The sequence below is a fragment of the Halodesulfurarchaeum formicicum genome (assembly GCF_001886955.1).
GTDB classification, from domain to species: domain Archaea; phylum Halobacteriota; class Halobacteria; order Halobacteriales; family Halobacteriaceae; genus Halodesulfurarchaeum; species Halodesulfurarchaeum formicicum.
Window position 1 is genome coordinate 1 of sequence record NZ_CP016804.1, and the last position, 22863, is coordinate 22863.

Annotated in this window: 23 protein-coding genes and 1 tRNA gene; 12 read left to right on the forward strand and 12 right to left on the reverse strand. The window is 63.7% G+C overall.

Annotated elements, in window-relative coordinates; genetic code table 11:
- Positions 1-460: 460 nt before the first annotated feature.
- The 3 genes from HSR6_RS00005 to HSR6_RS00015 all read left to right on the forward strand — a co-directional run bounded on the left by HSR6_RS00005 (position 461) and on the right by HSR6_RS00015 (position 2725).
- Positions 461-1945 (forward strand): Cdc6/Cdc18 family protein, encoded by a 1485-nt coding sequence (locus HSR6_RS00005; protein WP_071932455.1) that lies wholly within the window; start codon positions 461-463, stop codon positions 1943-1945.
- Positions 1946-2075: 130 nt separating this feature from the next.
- Entirely contained in the window at positions 2076-2453 is a 378-nt protein-coding gene (locus HSR6_RS00010) for a winged helix-turn-helix domain-containing protein (RefSeq protein ID WP_070364005.1), read from the forward strand.
- Positions 2450-2725 carry a DUF7521 family protein gene (locus tag HSR6_RS00015; RefSeq protein WP_095532142.1) on the forward strand — a complete coding sequence of 92 codons (276 nt, stop codon included), beginning with the start codon at positions 2450-2452 and terminating at the stop codon, positions 2723-2725. The genes HSR6_RS00010 and HSR6_RS00015 overlap by 4 nt, the downstream gene beginning before the upstream one ends.
- On the opposite strand, the gene HSR6_RS00020 is transcribed toward HSR6_RS00015, so the two are convergent.
- Positions 2713-3543, reverse strand: a complete 831-nt coding sequence (locus HSR6_RS00020) for a S26 family signal peptidase (RefSeq protein ID WP_148661787.1) — start codon at positions 3541-3543, stop codon at positions 2713-2715. The genes HSR6_RS00015 and HSR6_RS00020 overlap by 13 nt on opposite strands.
- 94 nt (positions 3544-3637) lie before the next feature.
- On the opposite strand from HSR6_RS00020, the gene HSR6_RS00025 reads away from it, so the two are divergent.
- From HSR6_RS00025 to HSR6_RS00035, 3 genes are all read left to right on the forward strand, one after another.
- A complete protein-coding gene (locus HSR6_RS00025) occupies positions 3638-5173 on the forward strand; it encodes a DNA-directed DNA polymerase II small subunit (RefSeq protein WP_071932456.1) in 1536 nt (511 codons plus the stop codon).
- Positions 5174-5293: 120 nt separating this feature from the next.
- Positions 5294-6472 carry an aspartate kinase gene (locus HSR6_RS00030; protein ID WP_070364007.1) on the forward strand — a complete coding sequence of 393 codons (1179 nt, stop codon included), beginning with the start codon at positions 5294-5296 and terminating at the stop codon, positions 6470-6472.
- A gap of 63 nt (positions 6473-6535) precedes the next feature.
- Entirely contained in the window at positions 6536-7507 is a 972-nt protein-coding gene (locus HSR6_RS00035; protein WP_199399063.1) for a radical SAM protein, read from the forward strand.
- On the opposite strand, the gene HSR6_RS00040 is transcribed toward HSR6_RS00035, so the two are convergent.
- Together HSR6_RS00040 and HSR6_RS00045 are read right to left on the reverse strand one after the other, a co-directional pair.
- Complete coding sequence (locus HSR6_RS00040) at positions 7504-8025, reverse strand: hypothetical protein (RefSeq protein WP_071932458.1); 522 nt, start codon at positions 8023-8025, stop codon at positions 7504-7506. The genes HSR6_RS00035 and HSR6_RS00040 overlap by 4 nt on opposite strands.
- Positions 8022-8456, reverse strand: coding sequence for a hypothetical protein (locus HSR6_RS00045; protein WP_083258751.1), 435 nt, complete (start codon positions 8454-8456; stop codon positions 8022-8024). Before HSR6_RS00045 ends, HSR6_RS00040 begins: the two co-directional genes overlap by 4 nt.
- Positions 8457-8595: 139 nt before the next feature.
- Between HSR6_RS00045 and HSR6_RS00050 the strand changes: the two genes are divergently transcribed.
- Positions 8596-9339 (forward strand): lipoate--protein ligase family protein, encoded by a 744-nt coding sequence (locus HSR6_RS00050; RefSeq protein WP_157754343.1) that lies wholly within the window; start codon positions 8596-8598, stop codon positions 9337-9339.
- Here HSR6_RS00050 and lipA read toward each other — a convergent pair.
- Positions 9336-10256, reverse strand: coding sequence for a lipoyl synthase (gene lipA, locus HSR6_RS00055; RefSeq protein ID WP_257785455.1), 921 nt, complete (start codon positions 10254-10256; stop codon positions 9336-9338). The two genes, HSR6_RS00050 and lipA, sit on opposite strands and share 4 nt — an antisense overlap.
- Positions 10257-10385: 129 nt before the next feature.
- Here lipA and HSR6_RS00060 point away from each other — a divergent pair, with 129 nt between their 5' ends.
- Entirely contained in the window at positions 10386-11726 is a 1341-nt protein-coding gene (locus tag HSR6_RS00060) for a tryptophanase (protein ID WP_071932459.1), read from the forward strand.
- 1 nt (position 11727) lies between these two features.
- Here HSR6_RS00060 and HSR6_RS00065 read toward each other — a convergent pair whose 3' ends face one another.
- Together HSR6_RS00065 and HSR6_RS00070 are read right to left on the reverse strand one after the other, a co-directional pair.
- Positions 11728-12387, reverse strand: a complete 660-nt coding sequence (locus tag HSR6_RS00065; protein WP_071932460.1) for a metallophosphoesterase family protein — start codon at positions 12385-12387, stop codon at positions 11728-11730.
- 25 nt (positions 12388-12412) lie between these two features.
- Positions 12413-12985 (reverse strand): IMP cyclohydrolase, encoded by a 573-nt coding sequence (locus HSR6_RS00070; protein ID WP_071932461.1) that lies wholly within the window; start codon positions 12983-12985, stop codon positions 12413-12415.
- 160 nt (positions 12986-13145) lie between these two features.
- Between HSR6_RS00070 and HSR6_RS00075 the strand changes: the two genes are divergently transcribed.
- Positions 13146-13218: transfer RNA gene (locus tag HSR6_RS00075), tRNA-Gln, on the forward strand.
- A 26-nt stretch (positions 13219-13244) separates the two neighbouring features.
- Here the strand turns inward: HSR6_RS00075 and HSR6_RS00080 are convergent.
- Positions 13245-14501: a twin-arginine translocation signal domain-containing protein gene (locus tag HSR6_RS00080; protein ID WP_070364014.1), complete on the reverse strand. Its 1257-nt coding sequence runs from the start codon at positions 14499-14501 to the stop codon at positions 13245-13247.
- A gap of 512 nt (positions 14502-15013) precedes the next feature.
- On the opposite strand from HSR6_RS00080, the gene HSR6_RS00085 reads away from it, so the two are divergent.
- Both HSR6_RS00085 and HSR6_RS00090 read left to right on the forward strand, forming a co-directional pair.
- Positions 15014-16093: a sulfite exporter TauE/SafE family protein gene (locus HSR6_RS00085; protein WP_070364015.1), complete on the forward strand. Its 1080-nt coding sequence runs from the start codon at positions 15014-15016 to the stop codon at positions 16091-16093.
- Between the two features lies 1 nt (position 16094).
- Positions 16095-16526 (forward strand): universal stress protein, encoded by a 432-nt coding sequence (locus HSR6_RS00090; protein ID WP_071932462.1) that lies wholly within the window; start codon positions 16095-16097, stop codon positions 16524-16526.
- Here the strand turns inward: HSR6_RS00090 and HSR6_RS10945 are convergent, their stop codons facing one another.
- The 3 genes from HSR6_RS10945 to HSR6_RS00100 all read right to left on the reverse strand — a co-directional run bounded on the left by HSR6_RS10945 (position 16527) and on the right by HSR6_RS00100 (position 20633).
- Positions 16527-16676, reverse strand: a complete 150-nt coding sequence (locus tag HSR6_RS10945; protein WP_158514124.1) for a hypothetical protein — start codon at positions 16674-16676, stop codon at positions 16527-16529.
- A 112-nt stretch (positions 16677-16788) separates the two neighbouring features.
- A complete protein-coding gene (locus HSR6_RS00095; protein ID WP_070364017.1) occupies positions 16789-18372 on the reverse strand; it encodes a Na+/H+ antiporter NhaC family protein in 1584 nt (527 codons plus the stop codon).
- A gap of 50 nt (positions 18373-18422) precedes the next feature.
- The gene (locus HSR6_RS00100) at positions 18423-20633 is read right to left on the reverse strand and encodes an APC family permease (protein WP_071932463.1); all 2211 of its coding nucleotides are present in this window, start codon (positions 20631-20633) and stop codon (positions 18423-18425) included.
- A 298-nt stretch (positions 20634-20931) separates the two neighbouring features.
- Here HSR6_RS00100 and HSR6_RS00105 point away from each other — a divergent pair, with 298 nt between their 5' ends.
- Complete coding sequence (locus tag HSR6_RS00105; protein WP_071932464.1) at positions 20932-21402, forward strand: Lrp/AsnC family transcriptional regulator; 471 nt, start codon at positions 20932-20934, stop codon at positions 21400-21402.
- A 13-nt stretch (positions 21403-21415) separates the two neighbouring features.
- On the opposite strand, the gene HSR6_RS00110 is transcribed toward HSR6_RS00105, so the two are convergent.
- Both HSR6_RS00110 and HSR6_RS00115 read right to left on the reverse strand, forming a co-directional pair.
- Positions 21416-21964, reverse strand: coding sequence for a DsrE/DsrF/DrsH-like family protein (locus HSR6_RS00110; protein ID WP_070364020.1), 549 nt, complete (start codon positions 21962-21964; stop codon positions 21416-21418).
- Positions 21965-22214: 250 nt separating this feature from the next.
- Positions 22215-22760: a hypothetical protein gene (locus HSR6_RS00115; protein WP_071932465.1), complete on the reverse strand. Its 546-nt coding sequence runs from the start codon at positions 22758-22760 to the stop codon at positions 22215-22217.
- Positions 22761-22863: the final 103 nt, after the last annotated feature.

Genomic DNA, 22863 nt, shown 5'->3' on the forward strand with positions numbered 1-22863 from the left:
GTTTATCAGTAAACGAGAATAGTATAGGCTGTTTTCTTTACTGGTTTACGGATACTGTTTTCACATCACCACCATAAATCTTCCCTAGTTCAGTAGCGGGGGACACTCACCCTGTTTCGTCGCTCCACACGAAACGAAGGGGTGGGGGGCTAGGGAGAAATCGCGCCCGATCCCAGTCGTTAAGCCCTCCATATCCTGAAAATATTGTTTTTGCAACTAATCTGCTGTCGAACAATCCGTTTCACCGCCCGCTCAGTCGTCGGTAAACCCGATCGGTTTCGCTCCCGTTCTGATCCGGTGGACCGATACCTTTTTGTCCGTCCCAGATCCGTGATTTCATCTGCATCAACTGGACGGGGAGGTACCTGGTGTGGCCCCTCTAATTGCCCGGAGCGGGGCGCTGCAATGCGTTTCCACCCGGTATCCTCCGCTGTCCCACTCGAACCGGGGGACATGACACATGGAAGAGGAAGGCCACACATCGGAAACACACGGGGCGGAACGAGACTTCGAGGTGGATCTCGACGAGGTCCTCGAAGACGAGTCCGAGACCGATCAGGGACTCTTCGACGATCTCCTCTCGGGCAAACCCATCTTCGAGAACAAGGAGGTCCTCCGTCCCTCCTATACGCCACACGAACTGCCACATCGGACCGACCAGATCAACAAGATGGCGACGATCCTCGTCGCCGCGCTCCGCGGGGAGACGCCCTCGAACATCCTCATCTACGGGAAGACCGGGACCGGGAAGACCGCGAGCGCGAAGTTCGTCAGCCAGGAGCTCGAGGCGACCTCCGAGAAGTACGACGTCCCCTGTCGAGTCGAGTACATCAACTGTGAGGTGACCGACACCCAGTACCGAGTCCTGGCTCAGCTCGCGAACACGTTCATCGAACGCAACCAGGCCTACGTCGAGGACCGACTGACCGATCTCGAGGACCTCCACGAGCGTGCCCGCGTGGATTCTGCCATCCTGGCGGACTCGAACTACGATTCACTCGGGGATCTCCAGGCCGAGATCGACCGACTCGAAGCCGATCGGGCCGAGATGGAGCCGGTCCCGATGACCGGGTGGCCAACCGACCGGGTGTACTCGACGTTCTTCGAGGCCGTGGACTACGTCGAGCGGGTCGCGGTCATCATGCTCGACGAGATCGACAAACTCGTCGAGAAAAGCGGTGACGACGTCCTTTATAATCTCTCCCGGATGAACTCGGAACTGGAGAACTCACGGGTCTCGATCATCGGCATCTCGAACGATCTGAAGTTTACTGACTTCCTCGACCCGCGAGTCAAGTCCAGCCTGGGCGAGGAGGAGATCGTCTTCCCGCCCTACGACGCCAACCAACTCCGGGACATTTTGACCCACCGGGCGGACGTCTCCTTCAAGGACGATGCCCTCTCCGAGGATGTTATTCCCCTCTGTGCGGCGTTTGCCGCTCAGGAGCACGGTGACGCCCGACGTGCCCTCGATCTGCTCCGGACCGCGGGGGAACTCGCCGAACGCGAACAGGCCGAACAGGTCACCGAGGAACACGTTCGGAAGGCCCAGGACAAGATCGAACTCGATCGGGTCGTCGAGGTCGTCCGGACCCTCCCCACGCAGTCGAAACTCGTCCTCTATGCCATCGTCCTCCACGAGAAACACGGGGTGCGGAACATCAACACCGGCGAGGTCTACAACATCTACAAGCGACTTTGCACCGAAATCGACGCCGACGTGTTGACCCAGCGCCGGGTCACCGATCTCATCAGCGAACTCGACATGCTCGGGATCGTCAACGCGGTCGTGGTGAGCAAGGGTCGTTACGGCCGGACCAAGGAGATCAGCCTCTCGGTCCCGGTCGACGAGACCGAGACGGTCCTGCAGGCGGACTCACGCATCGGTGACGTGGGGGATGTGTCTCCGTTCCTCCAGGCGCGTTTCGATGGCGATCACAACTGACCGGCAGCCCCCATTTTCCGGGTCGAGAATTCCGCCAGCATCCGCAGTGAGCCGAATTGAGCGACCAGAATTGCTCCGTGAACCGGACAGCCGACGGAGTTATTAGGTTCACGGCACCACCCTTTTATTGATGGTAGCTGGTCCGCTGAGGGACGTCGACACGCCCGATACCCAGGCCGTGTTCGCCGCCCTCGAGGACAGCGATTGCCGCCGGATCATCGAGCATCTGGACGATCCGCGAACGGCAAAAGAACTCTCCGAGAACTGCGATCTGCCGCTCTCGACGACCTACCGGAAACTCGACATTCTCACCGAGGCCTCGTTGCTCTCCGAGCGGACCGTGATCCAGTCGGATGGACACCACACGACCCAGTACGAGGTCGCCTTCGAACGGGTTCAGATCGGCCTCGACGAGGACCACGACATCGAGGTCGCGATCCAGCGCCAGCCCGAGTCGACGGACGAACGGCTTGAAACCCTCTGGGCGGAGGTGCGACGCGAAACATGATCGACCCGATGGGATTTATCGTCCTCCTGAAAAGCGCCTCGCTGCTGCTGGGCGGGCTCATCACGTTCTACGCGTTCCGGGCCTACAACCGGACCCAGGCCCGCCCCCTCAAGCTCCTCTCGGTCGGGTTCGGCATCGTCACGCTCGGGGCCCTGCTGGGTGGGGTCGTCGACACGTTTCTCGTCATGACACGCGAGTGGGCGATCACGGTCGAGAGCGCCCTCGCCGTGATCGGCTTTGGCGTGATTCTCTACTCGCTTTACGCTAATTGAGAACCCGGGCCGATCCCGATTGTGCCGCCAGCGAAGAGGGTGGCCGAGAGCCCCGGTAACGTCAGGTCCGAGGCGACGAGTCGAATCCAGCCCACCCAGGGAATCCGGACGACGGCCCGTCCCTTGACCCACTCGGGCTCGACGACGGTACTGATGCCCCTGGTCTGATCGTAGTAGTCGTTGGTCACCCGGTTGTCCCCCTTCGTGATGAACCCGGCGTGGGGAGCCGGGCAGGCGGCCAGATCCGCACACGAACTGGCGTCGATTACGTCCGGGTCGGCCCGATCGTACCAGTTCTCGTCGGCTTCGACGTAGAGATGCGCACGATGGATGATCGGTGTCGCGGCGGCCGAACCGGAGGGGCGATAGACGATCACGTCACCAGGCCCACCGAACCGGTGGTAATCGTTTTCGGCCCCGGCCGCCGCCGTGACGACGCCCGTGTCTCCGACGGCGAATGCCGGCTCGAACCGGTTTTCGTCCATCACGAGCACGAGATCGCCCTTCTGGAGGTGTGGCTCCATGCTGTCGCTCTCGACGGCGACCAGCGGTGGCCACACGCCGCTGATCGCAAAGAGGACGAATCCGACCGCAACCACGATCAGCAAACTGACGACGATCTCTCGCAGGAACTGCACGGTGCTGTGATCTGTCGTCCCGAGCCAGGTAAGCGCCGCTCGGGGGCTGGAACGTGGATCTGGACGGGTGTCCTGGGACCGACGACGCGTGGGCCCGCGTGTGTGACGGGAATCGGAACGGCCCTCCTCTTCGGGCCGATCGCCCCACCTGGTCTCTTTTGTCCCCTCGTCACGACCCATGGCCCGATGTACAGTGGTTTGTGGTTTCAACCTTCCCATGCCCACGGCGAGGGCAGTCGCTATGCTTTTGGGGCAAGTCCCCTTCCTTTGCTGCGTGCCGCGTGCGTCGCCCGTCCGGATCGTGAAACAGCTCACCGCGGCCGGCTACAACGCCGATCGCGAAGCCGTCACGCTGTTAGCCGGCGCGCCGGACCCGGACCGAGCCGTCGAGGCCCTTCTCGACCAGATCGAGTCCGAGACGGTGACTATCACTGCCGGGGAGGTACGGGCGGTCCTGAACGGGGCCACCCACCGAACCGACGATACCACCGTTTCGGGTGGAGGGGAAACAAGCACAAATCGATCGAAAGCGGCCGCGTCCGCAGCTGAAGTAACGGGGGTCGAACAGGCCGATCAGGAAGCGTCAAATCGATCGCCCCGCGACCCGGCTGAACCCATCGTCCACGGGGACATGACCGGCGAGAGCACTGGAACCGGCGAGTACGAGGACTTCGTGTCCGTGTTTCGGGACCGCTACGAACGGCTTTCGGCCATGCTTCGCGGGCGGGTCAAACACCGCCCGACCGACGCGCTCGAATCGATGCCCGGGGGCGCTGAGGGCGCGCTCATCGGGCTGGTGACCGACATCCGTTCGACGCGAAACGGGCACTGGCTCGTCGAACTCGAGGACACGAACGGAACCTTCCCGGCGTTGGTGATGAAAGACCGGGAGTTCGCCTCGGCCGTCGAGGAACTCCTTCTCGACGAAGTCATCGCCGTCCAGGGAACGCTCTCCGACGATGGCGGGATTCTCTTCGTCGATGACCTCTTTTTCCCCGACGTTCCCCGGACGTTCGAACCCTCGACCGCCGACAGACACGTGCAGGCCGCCCTGGTGAGTGACCTCCACGTCGGGAGCCAGGAGTTCCTCGACGGGGCCTGGGCGGATTTCGCCGACTGGCTGCACTCACCCGCGGCCGACGCCGTCGAGTACCTGCTGATCGCCGGGGACATGGTCGAGGGCGTGGGGGTCTACCCCGACCAGGACGAGGAACTCGATATTATCGACATCTACGAGCAGTACGAGGCCTTCTCGGAGCGGCTCAAGGCCGTCCCCGGGGACATGGAGATCGTGATGGTCCCCGGCAACCACGACGCGGTGCGACTGGCCGAACCCCAGCCGGCTTTCGAGCCCGAACTGCGGAAGATCATGTCAGCTCACGACGCCCATATCTACAGCAATCCCTCGACAGTCACCCTGGAGGGAGTCTCGATCCTGCTCTATCACGGCGTCTCCCTGGACGAACTCGTCGCGGAGCTCCCCATGCCGGAGGTCAGTTACGACCAGCCGGATCAGGCCATGGCCCAGCTCCTGAAGAAACGCCACGTCGCCCCGAAGTACGGTGGGAAGAACCGGATCGCCCCGGAGAAACAGGACTATCTCGTCATCGAAGACATCCCGGACGTGGTACACTCGGGCCACGTTCACAAACTCGGTGTCGGAGCTTACAACGACGTCAGACTGGTGAACTCCGGCTGTTTCCAGGGCCAGACCGCTTTCCAGCGGAGCGTCAACATCTCCCCCGACGTGGGGACCGCGCCGATTCTGGATCTGGACACCCTTGAGGTAACCGTGCGGAAGTTCGCCTGAAGCCCGCGTTTTGTCCTGCGAACGGGGGCCAATCCGGCGGCACAGGAAGGACACAGTTATGATTACCCATCCGTTACCCCAGCCTATGCACCTCTCTACCACGGCACGGAGGCATCTGGTATGCGGGTAGTCACCAAGTTTGGCGGGACGAGTCTGGGCAGCGGCGAGCGTATCGACCGGGCCGCGGATTCTATTGCGGAGGTTGCCGAGGCGGGCCACGAGATCGCAGTCGTCGCGAGTGCGATGGGTGATACGACCGACGAACTCCTCGACGCGATCGAGTTCGAGGCGACTGACCGGGACGAAGCCGAAATCGTCTCGATGGGGGAACGAACCAGTGTTCGGCTCCTCAAGGCCGCGCTCACCGCCAGAGGGATCGACAGTGTCTTTGTCGAACCCGGCCACCCCGACTGGCCGGTCGTCACGAACGAACTGGGCGAGGTCCTCCCCGAGGAGACCCGCCGGCGAGCCCAGGCCCTCTCCAGGAAACTCGGGGACGTCGTCCCGATAATCACGGGATTCCTCGCGGAGGATCCCGAGGGCAACATGACCACGCTCGGCCGCGGTGGGAGCGACACGACGGCCATCATGCTCGGGCAGTACATGGACGCCGACCAGGTGGTCATCGTCACCGACGTCGAAGGGGTCATGACCGGGGACCCGAACGTCGTCGAGGGGGCCCAGAACGTCGGGGAGATCACCGTCGACGAACTCCGAAACCTCTCGTTCCGGGGGGCCGAGGTCGTCGCCCCGAGCGCGCTCAGCTACAAGGACGAGGACCTGACCGTCCGGGTTATTCACTACCAGCACCGGGACATCCTCTCCGGGGGGACCACGATCGAGGGCAAGTTCGAGCACATGGTCGACATGCGTGAGGAACCACTGGCCTGTCTCACCGTCGCCGGCCGTTCGATTCGAACCAGTCCGGGGATTCTCCACAAACTCTCGGGGGCGCTCTACGAGGCCGACATCAACGTCGACGCGGTGGCCTCGGGAATGGACTCCATCACGTTCTACGTCGGGGTGGACGTCGCTGACACCGCCGAGAACGTCCTCCACGACAAGATCCTCAAGACCAACACCCTCTCCAGTGTCACCGTTACCGAGGACATCGCCGTCATTCGGGTCCTGGGGACCGAGTTCCCGGATCAACCCGGTGTCGTTCAGGATATCGTCGGCCCGCTGGCCGGAGCTCACATCAACCTGGTCGACGTGATCACGAGTGCCACATCCGTTGCGGCCTTCGTCCCCTGGGCGGACCGCGAGAAGGCCCTGGAGATCGTCCAGAACGCGTTTTGAACTCGTGGGACGGTCGTGGGAACGACCGCCACACCAATGGCTTTTGATCCCCTACGGCCGGTCGTGGACCCGCTACGGGTCCAGTGTCTCATGGAACTCGCATACGGCCCCGTTCCGTCACGTCGACTCGGACAGAGTCTCGGCATCAACAACGTCCCGCCCACGACCTGCACCTACGCCTGTGTGTACTGTCAGCTCGGTTCGACGACTAACCCCGAGACGGACCGCCAGGCGTTTTTCGACCCCGCGGAAATCGAGTCGGCGATCGAGGACCGACTCGCGGCGCTCGGGCCCGAGGAGACAGTCGACTACGTCACCTTTGTCCCCGACGGGGAGCCGACCCTGGATGCCAACCTTGGCGAGACGATCGACCGATTACAACGCTTTCCCGTGGACGTCGCGGTTATCACCAACGGGTCGCTCCTCCGGCTGGAATCGGTCCGTGCGGATCTCGCCCGGGCCGACTGGCTCTCGGTCAAGGTCGATGCCGCCGATCACGAGGTCTGGACGCAGGTCGACCGCCCGCACGGGGCGGTCGACTTCGAGGCGGTCCGGGACGGCATAGTGCGATTCGCTCGTGACTTCGAGGGCACGTTGACGACCGAAACGATGCTCGTCGCCGGAGTCAACGACGGGGCCGCGGTCGAACCAACTGCGGAACTCGTCGGGGAAATCGCCCCAGACACCGCATTCGTGGCTGTCCCCCCCCCCCCCCCCGACGAGGAGTGGGTGGAGCCACCCGACGAAGCCGAAGTTACCCGGGCCTATCGGACCTTCTCCGAGTACGTCGATGACGTGGAGTATCTGATCGGTGCGGAGGGAGATACTTTCGCTAGCACGGGCGATCCCCGGACCGACCTGCTGGGCGTGACGGCGGTCCACCCCATGCGGGCCTCCCAGGTGTCGGCCTTGCTGGACCGCGAGGACGCCGACTGGTCGGTTGTCGAGGACCTCCTCGATGCGGGCGAACTGATCGAACTCGAGTACGACGCGGAAACCTTCTACGTGCGTCCCATCAGCCCCGACCGGCATTAATTCGGAGCCAGGCGATCGACGACGAACCCCTGACCGACCGAGACGACGATCATTACGGCCCCGAGCACGACGGCAAATTCGACCTCGAAGTAATATAGAAAGAGCGGGAGCAGCGGGAGTTTGATCGCCCGGTTGTAGAGGAACACGGCGATCAGCCCGTTTCGCATACCCTCGTCCTGGAAATCCCGAAGCAGCGCATACCAGGCGTAGACCGGGCCGTGGCTGAGCAACCCGCCGAGGGCAGCGAGTAGATAGCCCACCCAGCCCGATTCGGCACCGACGTACCGAGCGACGACCTGTGGTCCGAGGGCGTACTTGCTCAGTCCGACGAGGACAGTTACCCCGACCAGCACCGGGGCGATCCGGCCGAGGATGGCCAGACTCTGATCGAGTGCCGCCCGTGTCCCGGCGGGGTCGAAGCTGAAACTGAAAAGATAGAGCAAGCCAACGGCGATGAGGGCGTAGATCCCACTGGGCCGGGCCGAGGCCGCTCCGGGGTTCCTGGCTGAATCGGTCACGCGAAACCCCCCACGAGTCGAACGGTTACGATGGCCACCAGAATCGCGCTCAGGGCGCTCGTCGCGTTCCGAACCAGTGCGAAGCGGCGACCCAACAACGCCGCCTCCGCGGGGAGCTGAACGAGGCCGACGGTGACCCAGGCGACGAGGAAAGCGGTAACGGCCTCGAGTCGAACACCGTCTGACAGTAGCTCCCCGCCGATGACGTAACTCGTCACGGCGTTCCCCGTCGAGAGACTCCCCGAAACGGTGCCGAGGAGCATATCGAGCCCACCGGACCCGGTGAAGACTGCCTGAAGCTGCGCCGGCGAGACGAACGTCCGGAACAGTCCCAACAGGAAAACGACGCTGAGAATGATCGGAAGGGCCTTTCCCATCCCCCGCACCGCCCCAGCCATCGCGGCTTTGAGCCCGTCTTCTCGCTCCGCCATCGACCGGGAGTGTGACGGCCAGCAAGTTCGACATTTCGGTGCGAGCCCGATATCTCGAGGATCGCTATCCTTTTTCGGCTTCCAGCACGAGCCCGTCCATGGCTTGCAGTGACAGGGCGGACCGGGGATGTGGTGGCCCGTGACCTGGCGACTCGTTCAGGAGGGGCAGTTCGACGCGGCGAGTAACATGGCACTCGATCAGGCGATCCAGGAGCGGGTCGCCGAGGGCGCGGATCCGGTCATCAGGTTCTATCGCTGGGAGCCCGCAGCGGTAAGTATCGGCTACTTCCAGTCCCTCGAACGTGAGGTCGATATCGAGGCCTGTGAGTCGGCCAACATCGACTACGTCCGTCGCCGAACTGGGGGCGGGGCGGTCTACCACGACCCGACCGGGGAGCTCACCTACTCGGTGATCGCCCCCGAAGAGAACTATTCGGCGGCCATCGAGGCGAGCTACCGGGAGATCTGCGAGCGGGTCCTCGACGGGTTCGACCGCCTGGGCATCGATGCCGACTTCGCGCCGATCAACGACATCGAGTACGACGGTCGGAAGCTCTCGGGGAACGCCCAGACCCGCCGAAACGGCGTGTTGCTCCAGCACGGGACACTCCTCTATGATCTCGACCCCGAAGAGATGTTCACGGCCCTGTCCGTCGACGAGGAAAAACTGGCAGACAAAGCCGTCGAGGCCGCCCGAAATCGGGTCGCCACCGTTAGCTCGGTGAGCGACGCCTCGATGGAAGACCTTCGATCGGCGATGATCGAGGCGTTTACCGCCGGCCGAGACTATCGAATCGACGACTATCGCGCTGCGGAACTCGACCGGGCCGAGACGCTGGCCGAGGAGAAGTACCGGACCGACGCCTGGAATCGCGACCGCTAGAGGCGATCAGGTTCGACCCCGTCGTCGAGGGCGTTCTCGACCCAGAGCTCACCGGCTCGATAGGAGGACCGGACGGTCGGAGCCGCGGCGACGTATTTGAATCCCTGCGCCTCGCCGTACTCGCGGTAGGCCTCGAACTGCTCGGGTGGAACGTACTCCTGTACTTCCGGGTGGTCGGCGGAGGGCCGCAGGTACTGTCCGATGGTGAGCAAGTCGACGGCCGCGCCCCGCAGATCGTCCATCGCGTCGGTGACCTCGGCTTCGGTTTCCCCGAACCCGACCATGAGGGCGCTTTTCGTGAAGATGGTCTCATCGAGTTTCTTTACGCCTTCGAGTACCGACAGGGACTGATAATAGGCCGCTCGTGGATCCCTGAGCTCGCCCTGGAGCCGGCGAACCGTCTCCAGGTTGTGCCCGATCACGTCGGGGCCGGCCCGGACGATGGTGCGCAGGGCGTCGGTCGAGCCCATGAAATCGGGAATGAGTACCTCGATGGTGGTTTCGGGATTTCGCTCGCGGACGGCACGAATGCAGTCAGCGAAGTGTTCAGCGCCGCCGTCGGGCAGGTCGTCCCGGTCGACCGAGGTGAGGACCACATAGGAGAGATCCAGGTCCTCGACCGCCCCGGCCAGTCGATCGGGCTCTGTCGGGTCAGGCGGACTCGGTGACCCGGTTGGCACGTCACAGAACGAACAGTCCCGCGTGCAGGTGTCCCCGAGGATCATGAACGAGGCGGTGCGCTCCTGGGACCAGCACTCCTCGCGATTGGGGCAGGAGGCTCCCTCACAGACGGTGTTCAGGTCCCGATCCGCGACGGTCTCGTGAACGGCGTGGTGCTGTCGATCGACTCCGGAGAGCTCAGCCCGGAGCCACGCTGGTTTCCGCTGGGCCATGGCCCGGCTTTTTCGAGCCCGCAATATAACGATAGTGGCACACCGACAGATCCGGGCTTTGCTGATCAGATTCGCCCGACGCCGACGCCGAATTTGCACTTACGCACACGAATCCCCAGGAAGAGTTAGGGGTCGCCATCCCTCACACAGCCTATGCGCTCGTATCTCTCGAAGATGGTGAGCAGTACCCGGCTTCCGCCTCGCGAGGAACGCGAGACGGCCATCGAGGCGGCCGGCTACAACGTGTTCAACCTCGACGCCGAAGCCGTGTACATCGACCTGTTGACCGACAGCGGGACCGGCACCATGAGCGACGAGCAGTGGGCCGCCCTCTTTCGCGGCGACGAGGCCTACGCGGGGAGTTCGAGTTTCAGCGCCTTCGAGGACGCCGTCGAATCGGTCATGGGCTTCGAACACGTCGTTCCCGCTCACCAGGGCCGAGGCGCGGAGAACGTCCTCTACGGGACGCTGTTCGAGGACGGCGACGTGGTCCCGAACAACACCCATTTCGACACCACGCGTGCACACGTCGCGAACGCGGGCGCGAACCCGGTGGACTGTCCGGTCGAGGATGCCATGGATCCGGACGCCCCCGGCGACTTCAAGGGCAATCTCGATCTCGACTGCGTGCGGGCACTCGCCGATGAGCACGGGGCCGAGTCGATCCCGGCGATCGTGTTGACGATCACCAACAACTCCGCGGCGGGTCAGCCCGTCAGTGTCGAAAACACCCGCGAGGCGAGTGCGCTGGCCGAGGAACTCGACGTGCCGCTGGTCGTCGATGCCTGCCGGTTCGCCGAGAACGCACACTTCGTCAAACAGCGCGAGGCGGAGTTCGCGAACGCGAGTGTCGCCGAGATCGCCCGCGAACAGCTCTCGTATGCCGACGCGGTGGTCATGAGCGCCAAGAAAGACGGCATCACCAACATCGGCGGGTTCGTGGCCGTCCGGGATCCCGACCTGTTCGAACAGGTCAAACAGCGGGCGATCCTCTACGAGGGCTTTACGACCTACGGCGGGATGGCCGGCCGGGATCTTGAGGCCCTGGCAGTCGGGCTCCGCGAGGCCGTCGAGGACGAGTACGTGACTCAGCGGGTGGGACAGACCCAGGCGCTGGGCGACGCACTCGATGCGGCCGGGGTCCCGATCTACCAGCCAGTCGGCGGCCACGCCGTCTACCTCGACGCCGAGAAGATGGTGCCCGAGGTGCCGGCATCCCAGTTCCCGGGCCAGGCCCTGGTGGTCGAACTGTACCGCCAGGGCGGTGTGCGGGCCGTGGAACTCGGGAGCTTTGCGTTTCCCGGCACCGACCGACCGGAACTGGTTCGCCTCGCGCTCCCTCGGCGGACCTATCACCGCGAACACATCGATCACGTCGTCGAGACGGCGGCGGCAGTCCTGGAGACGGCTGATTCGGTCCCCGGCTACGAGATCGTCGCCGAACCGCCAAACGAGGAACTCCGGCACTTCTCCGCGGAACTGAAACCCGTCTGAGCTACCGGCCGTCACGCAAGCGGGTGGCCGTCGACCGTGGCAACCCGGCTTCGATTGTGGCCTGCTCGACCTGAGGGATGTCGTAGGACACTCGACGGGCCTCGACAGAGATAGAATCGAGATCCAGCACCGCGTAGGCCGCTCTGGGGTCCCGATCCCGGGGTTGGCCCACGCTCCCGGGGTTGACGATCACGCCCTCGGAAGTCTCCGCGACGTGCTGTACGTGGGTGTGGCCGAGGACGAGGACAGACTCCTCGCCGAGCAGATCCGGCCCGAACTCCTCCGGGTAGGTGTAGTGATCCGGGTCCGCCGGGTGGCCGTGCACGACTTTCACCCGGCCGTCGAAAACGTGTCGCTCGGTCGGCAGGCCGTCGAGGAAGGCGATCTGATCGGCCGAAAGCTGCTCTCTGGCCAGTCGAACGCCGGCCCGGGCCATCTCGTTCCCGGGAAAATTTCGTCCCGAGGCGACCATCCGATCGTGATTGCCCTGCACGCAGGGGATCTCCTGCTCGCGGATCGTCTCGATTACGGCTGCCGGCCAGGGATTGTACCCGACCAGATCCCCGGCACAGAGGATCAGATCGACTGGGGGCATGTCGTCCAGCACGGCTTCGAGCGCCACCCGGTTCGCGTGGATGTCCGAGATGAGCCCGACCTTCATGGACGGCCCTACCAGCCGAACGGGGTTAGTTCCCGTTGTGGACGGCCCGTTCGAACTCGTCTCCAGAACGCGAAACGCCGGCCGCGGCGACGGCGTGCTCGAAGTCAGCCTCGTAGACCGCCTCGGCGGCGGTCTCGGCGTCGGTCGCCGCGAAGTCGTAGGATTCGGGGGCGTCTTTCTCGTAGGTCGCGACCAGGGTCGGCTCTGTCACCGAGCGCACCAGCAGGGCGTCCCGGCGGACGATCCCGATGTACGCCTCCTCGCCGACCACGCCGGCGATACGAGGTGTGTCGTAGTCGTCTTTCTCGTAGTCGAGGGCGAACAGCCCGGAAACGAGGGCGTCCCGGGGCGGGTACCCCAGGTCGAGTTTCTCGGCGATGGGATCGACGTGCGAGCCGTTGCCGACGACCATCGAGTCCCCGCCCGGTTTGACACAGTTATAGGAGATGTAGGGATTGTCCGACTCGGGGGCCTCGGCGGTCGGCCGCACGGTCAGGGTGTCCCCGCGCTCGACGATCTCACGGTTGGGAAACGATCGCGAGGAGACCCGATAGGCGGCGATCTCCGGGCCGACGACGATGAAGCGACCGATGTACATCGTCCCGAGAGTCTGTGATGAGTCCCAAAAGTGTAGCGAAACGGCGGTTCGTGAGTCGAACGCGGAACGGTTAAGGGCGACCGTCGAATAGGGTCGGGTGAAGTCCCATGGGGTTGAGCAAACCGTCAGGTTTGCGATGCACATGGGGCGAGTGAAACGAAGTCCCATGGGGTAGTGGCCAATCCTGTTGCCTTCTGGGGGCAACGACCCAGGTTCGAATCCTGGTGGGACTATCACCCTTTTCCAGTGACTGCCTCGATCAGGCCTGGCTGTACTCCGCGAACCCACAGCGGGCGAGGTCGGTGTACTCCCGGGTCGTCGCGACCACGTCGCTCAGTGCGCCCGTGGTGAGGTCGGTCACCGTTCTCCAGTCGCCGGTGCCCGCGTTGTGCGCCCAGAGGGTCTCGTCCGCGTCGAAGGCGATCTGGGACTTGATCGCGAACTGGGTCCGGTCGCCGTCCGCCTCGCTGGCGATCAGCGTCTGGGTGGTCGGATCCTGCAGATCGACGCTGAAGAACAGCGCGCCGACAGTGTTCGAGCTGGTCGTGCTGACATACAGGACGTCTTCAGCCCGGTTGATCGCGAGGTCCCCGAGCCCGACCGACCAATTCAGGGTGGCGACGTCCCGAGTCGTCACGCTGCCGCCCGCGATGGACGCGGCCATGAGTCGGTTTGTCCCGTTCGGGATGAACAGGTACTCCGCGAGGTCGTCCCGGAACGCGGCCCCGGCGATCGACTCGTTGCCCGGCGTGATGACGCCGTACTCCTCGATTCCAAGCATACCGTCCTCGTTCATCGTCTTGAGGGCGCCGTTCTTCTCGGCGAAGTACCAGACGTCGTTCGCGTCGTCGAAGGCCACGCCGTTCGGGTAGTTACTGTCCGCGAAGTCATCGGGGATGTCCCCGATCGACGTCTCCACGATCTGTCCGAGCCCGGGATCGTACTGGATGCTGTTGATCGCGGTGGGGTCCGACCGGGTCGTCCCGTAGAACGGACACGCCGGGAACGGAGCCTCCTCGACACAGAACTGGAGGTTGCTGATCGCGGCCGTCTGCCCACTGGGGGTGTCCAGACCGGCTTCACCCTCCCCGTCCGCGCGATAGGATTCGCCCGGATCCTCGACGAGCTCGCAGTCTCTGCCACCGAAGGCCAGCACCTTGGTTGCGATGTGTGTGTCCGAGCTCCACTCCACGGCGATGGGCTCACAGGGCTCGCCGGGTTTGTGTTCCCAATCCGTGATCTCGAGCAATCCGGTGTCCGTCTCCTCCTCGAAGTAGCAATCCAAAACGTTCCCCTCGTCGTCTTCCACGATGACGAACTCGAACTTGACGTCGGTGCCGTCCTCGCTGCAAGCGAACTCCTGGTGACACGGTGTCCGATTCGCAGGCCGCTTTGCTGTGGCGCTCCCGCTCAGCATCGGAACGCCGATCAGTCCCGCCCCGGCGAGTGTCGCAGTCCCCTTGAGTAGTGTTCGGCGGTCGATTCCCTCCCCCTCGTATTTCCCTGGATCTGTCATGGTTATCTCTGCTCACCCATTCCAACTTCCAGTAGGTGAGACGCTTATTCATAGGCGACCAGCGAAGATGAAGTGTGAGGATCGTTACCGTTGGTATTGCCGAATTCATCGAGGGAAATCAGGAGCGGTAGGACGGTAGGTGGCTGTTAACCCAGGAGTGGACCTGGTGCAGTCGGGCGGTTTTCGGTAAACGGTGGCGAAACCGATGCGCTTTAGCTGTGCCAGGGTCGGAATTGGCTGCCGTGTGACCTGTGTTGCACCCGATGGGCAAACGTCTCGCTGCTCTCACAGCATTTATGGGTGGGGAATTGATAGCCGCGGGTCACGTCATGTCCCGCATTCGCTGCCAGCCGATCGATGCGCGCCCAAACCGAACCCACACTGTCCGGGGGTTTTCCTGAATGTCCATCCGGCACTACTCGATCGATTGCGAAGGTCGGTCTCCTGACAATTCGTCGGTTTGCTCGCCAGCCGCGACCGAGCAGCCCACTCACTTCTCGCTGTAAGTGCCAATGAGTCCGAAGCCAACTACCCGACTCCAGAAGGCGTTCCTGAAGTACCAGCACGTCTTCGTGTTCCTGGCGCCGGCGCTGTTCGTCCTCGTGGTGCTCACCGCTGCGCCGACCCCGGCGGATGCAGGCTTCTCCTACTGGCTCGAGTACTGGTGGCTGTTCCCGTTCTTCCTGCTGGGGGCGACTACGGTGAACACCGCCGGGATCAGCGGTTCGGCGCTGTTCGTGCCGTTTTTCATCTTCATCTTCCCGCTTCTGGCCCATCCCCTGGAGCCGGAGACGCTGGTCAAGGTCGGGCTGATCAGCGAGTCCTTCGGCCTGTCGAGTTCGACCTTCGCGTTCATCCAGTACGGGCTGGTCGACCGCCGACTGGCCCTGACGCTGGTCGGGGGCAGCGTGCCTTTCGTCGTGGGCGGCGCGGTGCTCTCCTTTTTCATTCCGGAGGCGGTCTTCCATGCCGCCCTGGGGGTCGCGCTGCTCGCGGCGGCCTACCTCATGAAGAAGGCCGACATGAGCCACGAGACCTCCACCGAGTCAGGCGTCCAGGAAGCCGTGGCCGACGGGGGTATCGAGGAGCTTCCCGACGACGCCGGTAAACTCGGTCCCGCCGGGGTCGAGGCCGACGAGGACGGCCAGGTCACGCGGGTCGACCGCGAGGGTGACACCTACCAGTACTCCTGGTCGGGCTACCTCGAACGGTTCCTGAACTACAGCGTCGGCGGGACGTTCCAGGGTCTGGCCGGCTTCGGCATCGGCGAACTGGGCATCATCTCCCAGCTCCGGACCGAGGTGCCGACCCGGGTGGCCATCGGTACCAACCACATCGTCGTGGCGAGTACCGCTATCATCGCCTCGGTCGTGCACGTCTTTGGCGGGTCGTTCATCCCCGGCGGCCACGCGATGAGCATCGCCTCGACGCCCTGGAACATGGTCGTGTTCACCGTCCCAGCGACGGTTACCGGCGGGCAGATCGCTCCCTACGTCTCGAACGCCCTCAACACGGAGACGATCCAAACCGGTATTGCTGGCCTGTTCACGGTGATCTCGATCGCACTGTTCCTCATGGCGAGTGGGTTCTGAGATGTATCAGGACATCCTCTTCCCGACCGACGGCAGCGAGGGGACCGACCAGCTCGCGGCCCACGTGGGGTCGCTGGCTGAACAGTACGACGCGACCGTCCACGTCGTCTCGGTGCTGGACACGCGCAACCGCTTCGAGGGGCCGAACATGGGCCTCGGGGAGTCGGTCTGGAGCGAGACCGAACGGGAACGCGCCGAAACAGTCGTCGAGGAGGCCACAGCCCAACTCCCCGCCGACATCGCCGTTGACCGATACGTCGAGTCTGGGGTTCCCCACAAGGTCATTCTCGAACACGCCGACCGGGCGGACGTGGACCTGATCGTCATGGGTACTCACGGGCGGACGGGGATCGACCACTACCTGCTGGGTAGCGTCGCCGAGAAGGTGGTTCGACACGCGACTGCGCCGGTGCTCACGGTCCGGATCGGGTAATCACTCGATCCGGCCGCCGATTCGCATCTCCACGTAGCGTCGCGGCCACTCGGACAGGTGGTTTCGAAGCAACCGAACGCCACGCGTGAGGCCTGCGGTGATCGACGGCGTCGTCTCGGTCCGCTCGAAGATTCGGTTGCGACGAAACATTACGACTTGACAAAACGGCCGCATTGTCATAAATGTTCATGGACAAACGGGCACCGAAACGACCCTGAATCGTCGATCGGGACGCCGATCGAGCTATCGAAGCAGTGGTAGGTCAGTCGTCGGTGGATTCGGCTGGGGTCTGGACCGGGTCGATGGATCGACGCCGCGCGTCGAGAGCCGAGAGGGCATAGACCAGGCCGGTCAGGACCACGACACCGACCACCAGGAGAACCAGCGGCGAGATGCGGGTCACGCCCCAGACGACCATCAGGGACGCGGTAACCACGGCGACGGTGATCGCATAGTAGAGTTGCGTGCGCACGTGGTCGATCAGGTCAGCGCCGGTGAAGGTCGCGGAGAGGACCGTGGTGTCCGAGATCGGCGAGGTGTGATCGCCGAAGATCGCCCCCGAGAAGACCATCCCGACGACCACGGCGACCATGGTGTGCGTGCCGGCGAGTTCCCAGGCCACCGGAATCACGATGGGCGTCATGATGCTCATGGCGGCCCAGGCACTCCCCATCGAGAAAGCGACAAAGCCCGTGACGAAAAGCACGACGGCGGGTAACACCGCCGGGGAGAGGGTTTGTGTGGCGATGCCGGCGACGTACGTCCCGGTCCCCAGGTCGTTCGCGACGTTGCCGATCGACCAGGCCAGGACGAGGATCGTCACCGCGGTGAGCATGAGGGAGAAACCGTCGATGGTGGCATCAACACTCTCGCTCAGCGTCAGGTGGCCGTCGAACCAGGCCAACAGATACGTCGAGACGACCATCGCGAAGGACCCGAAGATCAGGGCCATCGCATAGTCCCCGCCGGTGAACATCTCCTGGAGCGTGGCGCCCGGCTGGTAGCCCGTGTACAGTCCCGATCCAAGTGTGACAACGATGAGCACCGCGATCGGGAGGAAAAAGGAACGCAACCGGGGATTGGTCACGTCGGGTTCGCCCAGTTCGGCGGCGACATCCTGCATCGGTCGGGCCTCTTCCCGACTCACGAGTCCGGTCGTCGCGGCCCGATGTTCGGCCCCCAGCATCTCGCCGTAGTCCCGCCCCGAGAGGACCACGATGCCGACCATCACGATGGCGAGGATGGCGTACATGTTGAAGGGAATCGACTGGAGGAACACCTCGAAGGCGTCGGGGATCTCGCTTGCGGCGAGGTCAGTCGCCGCATAGCCCTCCTCGATCATCGTGAGCTGATAGGCGACCCAGGAAGAGATGCCCAGCGTCGAGACCGGGGCCGCCGTCGAGTCGACGATGTAGGAGAGTTTCTCCCGGGAGATCTTGAGCCGGTCGGAGACGTCTTTCACGCTGCTCCCGACGATGGCCGTGTTGGCGTAATCGTCGAAGAACATCGCGATACCCAACAGCCAGGCCACGACGCCGGCTTTCCGCTGGCTGTCGAGGTGGTCCATGGTCCAGTCCCGAACGGCATACGAGCCGCCGATCCGCCAGATCATCGCGACGGCCGAACCCAGGAGCAACAGAAAGATCACGACCTGTGCGTGAAAGACGCTGTCGCCGAGGGCCGACGCGATCCAGGTAAAGGTCTGGCCGACCCCGAGCCCGCCGGTGTAGATGACTCCCCCGACCCAGACGCCGAGGAAGAGTGACAACACGGCCTTTCGTGTGACGATCGCCAGGAGGATCGCTAACAGCGGGGGCACGAGGGAGAGCGCGCCAAAGTCTGACATGTGGATTCGCTTCCGATCACCGCCCAATAAGCGCTACGAAGCCCGGGCCGTCAGAAGACCCGGTTCCCAAGGAATCGCCGCAGCCGACTGGGACGGGCCCCACCGGTGGTGATCGCGACGGCCGTCGCGTCGCTCCCGACGATCAGCCGGTCTTCCGGTCGCCCGAGTAACGCCCCACGGAGGCCTGTCGGGCCCGCACAGGTGACCAGCAGGCCGGTCCCTCGGGTGGCCTCGATCAATCCTGCGGGCCGATCTTCGGCCTCGATGAGACGGGTCTGGACCGGGACAGAAACGTGACTGGCCATCTCCTCGAGGTGCTCGCTGGTGGTGGCCCGTTTCGGGTCGGTCGCGGTTGGCTCGACTGCGGCCAGCAGTTCGAGATCCGCGCCATAGGTCGCCGCGAGGGCCTCCGCGATCAGGAGTTTCGTCGCGTCGCCGTGTCCACAGTCGGTGACCAGCGAGACCCGGTCGATGTCGGCCAGGCCCCGATCCTCGACCTCGATGACGTCCCGTTCGGTGTGGCGCTTGATCCACCCCACGTCACTCCCGAACACCGAGGTATGGTGCTGTTCGCCCCGCCGCTCCATCAGTATCGCGTCGAGATCGTGGTGATCGGCGTGATTGACGATCGCGTGTTTCGTGTCGTGGGAGGCGGCCGTGCCATACTCCATAGGCACCGCTGTCTGAGAGGCGAACTCGGCCATCCGCTCCTCGAAGGACTTGTCCCCGGATATCGGCCGGTCACTCGCGGTGCCCAGGGGCAACTGGTCGGGCACCTCGTCGAACCGCGTCGCCCGGATCGAACTGTCCTGTGCGCTCGCGATGGCCTCCGCGATGGCCAACAGGGTCCGCTCGCGCTCGACCGGGGTGCTCTCGGTGACGGCCACCAGGACGTCGTAGCTGCCCGGCGATGTCATCATGGCTTCGGTGTGTTCGAGGGTCTCTTTGCCCAGCTGCTGGCGAACGGCGTCTGTGACCGCCCCCTCGCGCTCGATTTCACTCTGGGTGCGCACGTAGGTGTAGTACCAGGCCATCGAGCCCAGGACGATCAGTACCGCGCCCACCAGGGGGATCAGACCCATGAACGGGATCAACACGATGCCGCCGACGATCCCGAACAGCTGTGGCACCGGGTACAGCGGGGTGCGGAAACTGGGTTCGTAGCTGTCGGGATCGGCCTCGCGGAAGGCGATCAGCGCGATGTTGACGAGGACGAAGACCAGGATCTGAAAGGCACTGGCCAGTTTCGCGATCTCCTGGATCGGGACAAAGGCCACCATGAAAAGCAGCATGGCCCCGGTGAGCGTGATCGCGTTGAGTGGGGTGCCAAACCGGTCGCTGACCCTGGTGAACGTCGGCGGCGCCAACGCGTCCCGGCTCATCGCCAGCGGATACCGCGAGGAGGAGAGGATTCCGGCGTTCGCGGTGCTGATCAGGGCGATGACCGCCGCCAGAATCACTGCGAAGATCCCGATGCCAGGGAGCGTGGCCTCCGCAGCCAGGGCCATCGGGATGTTCGAGCCCATCAGGTCGGCGGCCGGGACGACCCCGACCATGACCACGACCAGCGCGACGTACAGCGCGGTCGTGAAGGCAAGCGAGCCCAGGATCCCGAGCGGGATGTTCCGGTCCGGGTTCTCGATCTCCTCGGCGACGCTGGCGACCTTGGTCACCCCGGCATACGAGACGAAGACGAAACCGGTCGCGGCGAGCAAGCCGTTCAGACCGCTGTCGAAGAAGCCGCCGTAGCTCACGGGATCGATCGCCGTCGCACTCCCGGCCACGAACCAGGTGAGCGCGGCCAGCATGACGACGACGATCGCGACCTGGAGTCGACCGGTCTGTTTCACCCCGACGATGTTGATCACGATCAGAACGAACCCGGCCACCAGCGCGACGGGTTTGACGGGGAGATCGAAGAGCAGGACGAGATACGGCGCGCCGCCGATGAGCGCGAGTGCCCCCTTGAACGTGAGCGAGAACCAGGTCCCGACGCCGGCGATCGTTCCCAGCAGCGGGCCCATTCCGCGCTCGATGTACAGGTAGGTGCCCCCGGATTCGGGCATCGCAGTCGCCATCTCGGACTTGCTGAGCGCGGCGGGCAAAACGAGCAATCCGGCGAGCAGGTAGGCCAGGATGACTGCCGGCCCGGCCATCTTCAGGGCGAGGCCCGGGAGGATGAAGATCCCGCTCCCGACCATCGCTCCGATGCTGATCGCCAGGACGGCCGGGAGGCCGAGGTCGCGTTCGAGTTCCTTCATTCCCGGAGCACACCCCCAATTTCGTCCGAACTGAAACCTGCGGGACGGTTCGAATGTCCGTGGCTCATCGAGAGGACGGTGGTGTGGATCATGAGAGAGAAAGTGCCGATCCGGACCGGCGTGTGTTCGAGTGAATTTACGAACGGATCACTATAAATACATGGATAGCAGTAACGGTTCGTTCATTGTGGCCGTTGCTTTTCCCCGATCTGTCGAGGCGGGTCTGGTTTCACGACTGGGCCAGGCCACACGACTCGGGCCGGGCAAGTTAACCCGCCCCCGCTCGGTGACCTGTACAATGAAGGATGGGAGCCTCGATGCGATCGATCGCCGGATCATCGGTGCCTTACAGGGGGCCGCCCGCCACACCTCCTCGAGCGAGGTAGCCGACCGGCTCGACATCTCGGCCAGTACCGTCAGGACTCGGCTCGCAAAACTCGAGGAAGAAGGAATCATTCGGGGGTATTACGTCGACGTGGATTACGACGCCGCGGGCTATCCACTCTACACGAAGATCATCTGCACAGCTCCGATTGCCAGGCGCGACGCCCTCGCAAAGCGGGCCCGCGAGATCGAGGGTGTCACCGCGGTGCGGGAGGTGATGACGGGGGAGCGAAACGTCTACGTCAACGCCCTCGGCCTCGATCACGACGATCTGGACCGCATCAGCCGCGAACTGGACGAACTCGGCCTGCAGGTCGTCGACGAACAGCTCGTCCGAGACGAGTACATCTGTGCGGATCCCGGACTCCTGACCCGGGAGGAATGAACCGAAGAGTCGTCTAGACCAGAAGCTGGACGTCCGAGTCGGCCATCTGGCGGAGCGCGTGGGCCGCACCCACGCCAGTTTCGACGCCGTCGATGAACTCCCCGTCGTCATAATCCATCAGGTCCATGGTCATCTGGCAGGCCTGGAAGTTCACGCCGTTTTCGAGGCCACGCTCGACCAGTTCCGGAACCGAGTCGGTGCCGACCTCGTCGATCTTGTCCCGCATCATTTTGGTGGTCAGCCGGTCCATGCCGGGCATGACGGCGAGGAGGTTGGGCAGGGGCATGTTCGGGTTCCCGGCCGAGGACAGCTTGAGGTCCCGGTAGTTCTCCTCGTGGAGCATGTCCAGGCCCCAGAACGTGGCGAAGACGGTCACGTTCCAGCCGAAGGCGGCGGCCATCGGCCCGAGAATGAGGACGGGGTAGGCCATGTCCAGGGTCCCCTTGGTCGCGATGATGACCATCTCGGTGGGGCTGTCGTCCTCCGCCTGGAGTTCTTCGACCTGTGTTTCGAGCGACGTGATCTGTTCGCGGAGTTCCTCGATAGTGGTGTCGTCGTCCATGGTTGGAGTCGCCTCCGACAGCGTGCCGGCGATGTGGTGCTGTCGTGAATGCAGTTTACAAGTTCGCACAGCGGGTGATAAAAACGACCGGCCGATTACTCGTTTCTGGGACTCGGAAAAGCGGGTTCTACGCTCGTCAGTGCAACTCTCTCTCGTAGAGTGATGGAGAGAATAGTACGGACAGTGGGCAAACTGAAAACAGATTTACAACCGCCAGGTCGTCGAAAATCCAAAAATCGGGCGCGCTCGATTAGGCCGTGTCCTCGTCCGTTTCGTCCTCGGATTCCTTCTTGTCTTCGAGTTCCTCGCTGATGGTTTCCTCGACGGTCTCTTCGACGGTTTCCTCGACAGTGTCTCCGACTGTCTCTTCGACCGTCTTTTCGACGGTCTGCTCGACGGTCTCCCCAACATCCTCGGTGACCTTCTCTTCGACCTGCTTTGTCACCTCGTCCATCTCGTCGCTGACCGTCTCCTCGACGGTCTGTTCGACGGTCTCGCCGACGTCCTCGGTGACCTTCTCCTCGACCTGCTTTGTCACCTCGTCCATCTCCTTGGTGATCGTGTCTTCGACTTCCCGAGTGACGGACTGCTCGACCTGTTCGGCCACGTCCTTGGTCATCCAGTCCGGGTCGAAGCGGGCCATCTTCCAGCCGATGTGGACAGTGTAGGAGGCTAACACGCCCAGGCCGAAGGCGATCCCGACGACCGTTTCGACCACGAGGATGAGCGCGATGGCCACGAAGATCAATAGCCCGTAGGTCAGATCGATGACGAAATCGGCGCGGTTCGGGTTCATCGTCGCCCCTCCAGTGCCGAAAGCCAGTCGGAGATGTGCATATGTGGCCAGAGCATCTCAAGATAGGAATACCCGTCCCTTCTCTCCCACCGCTGTCACGGTG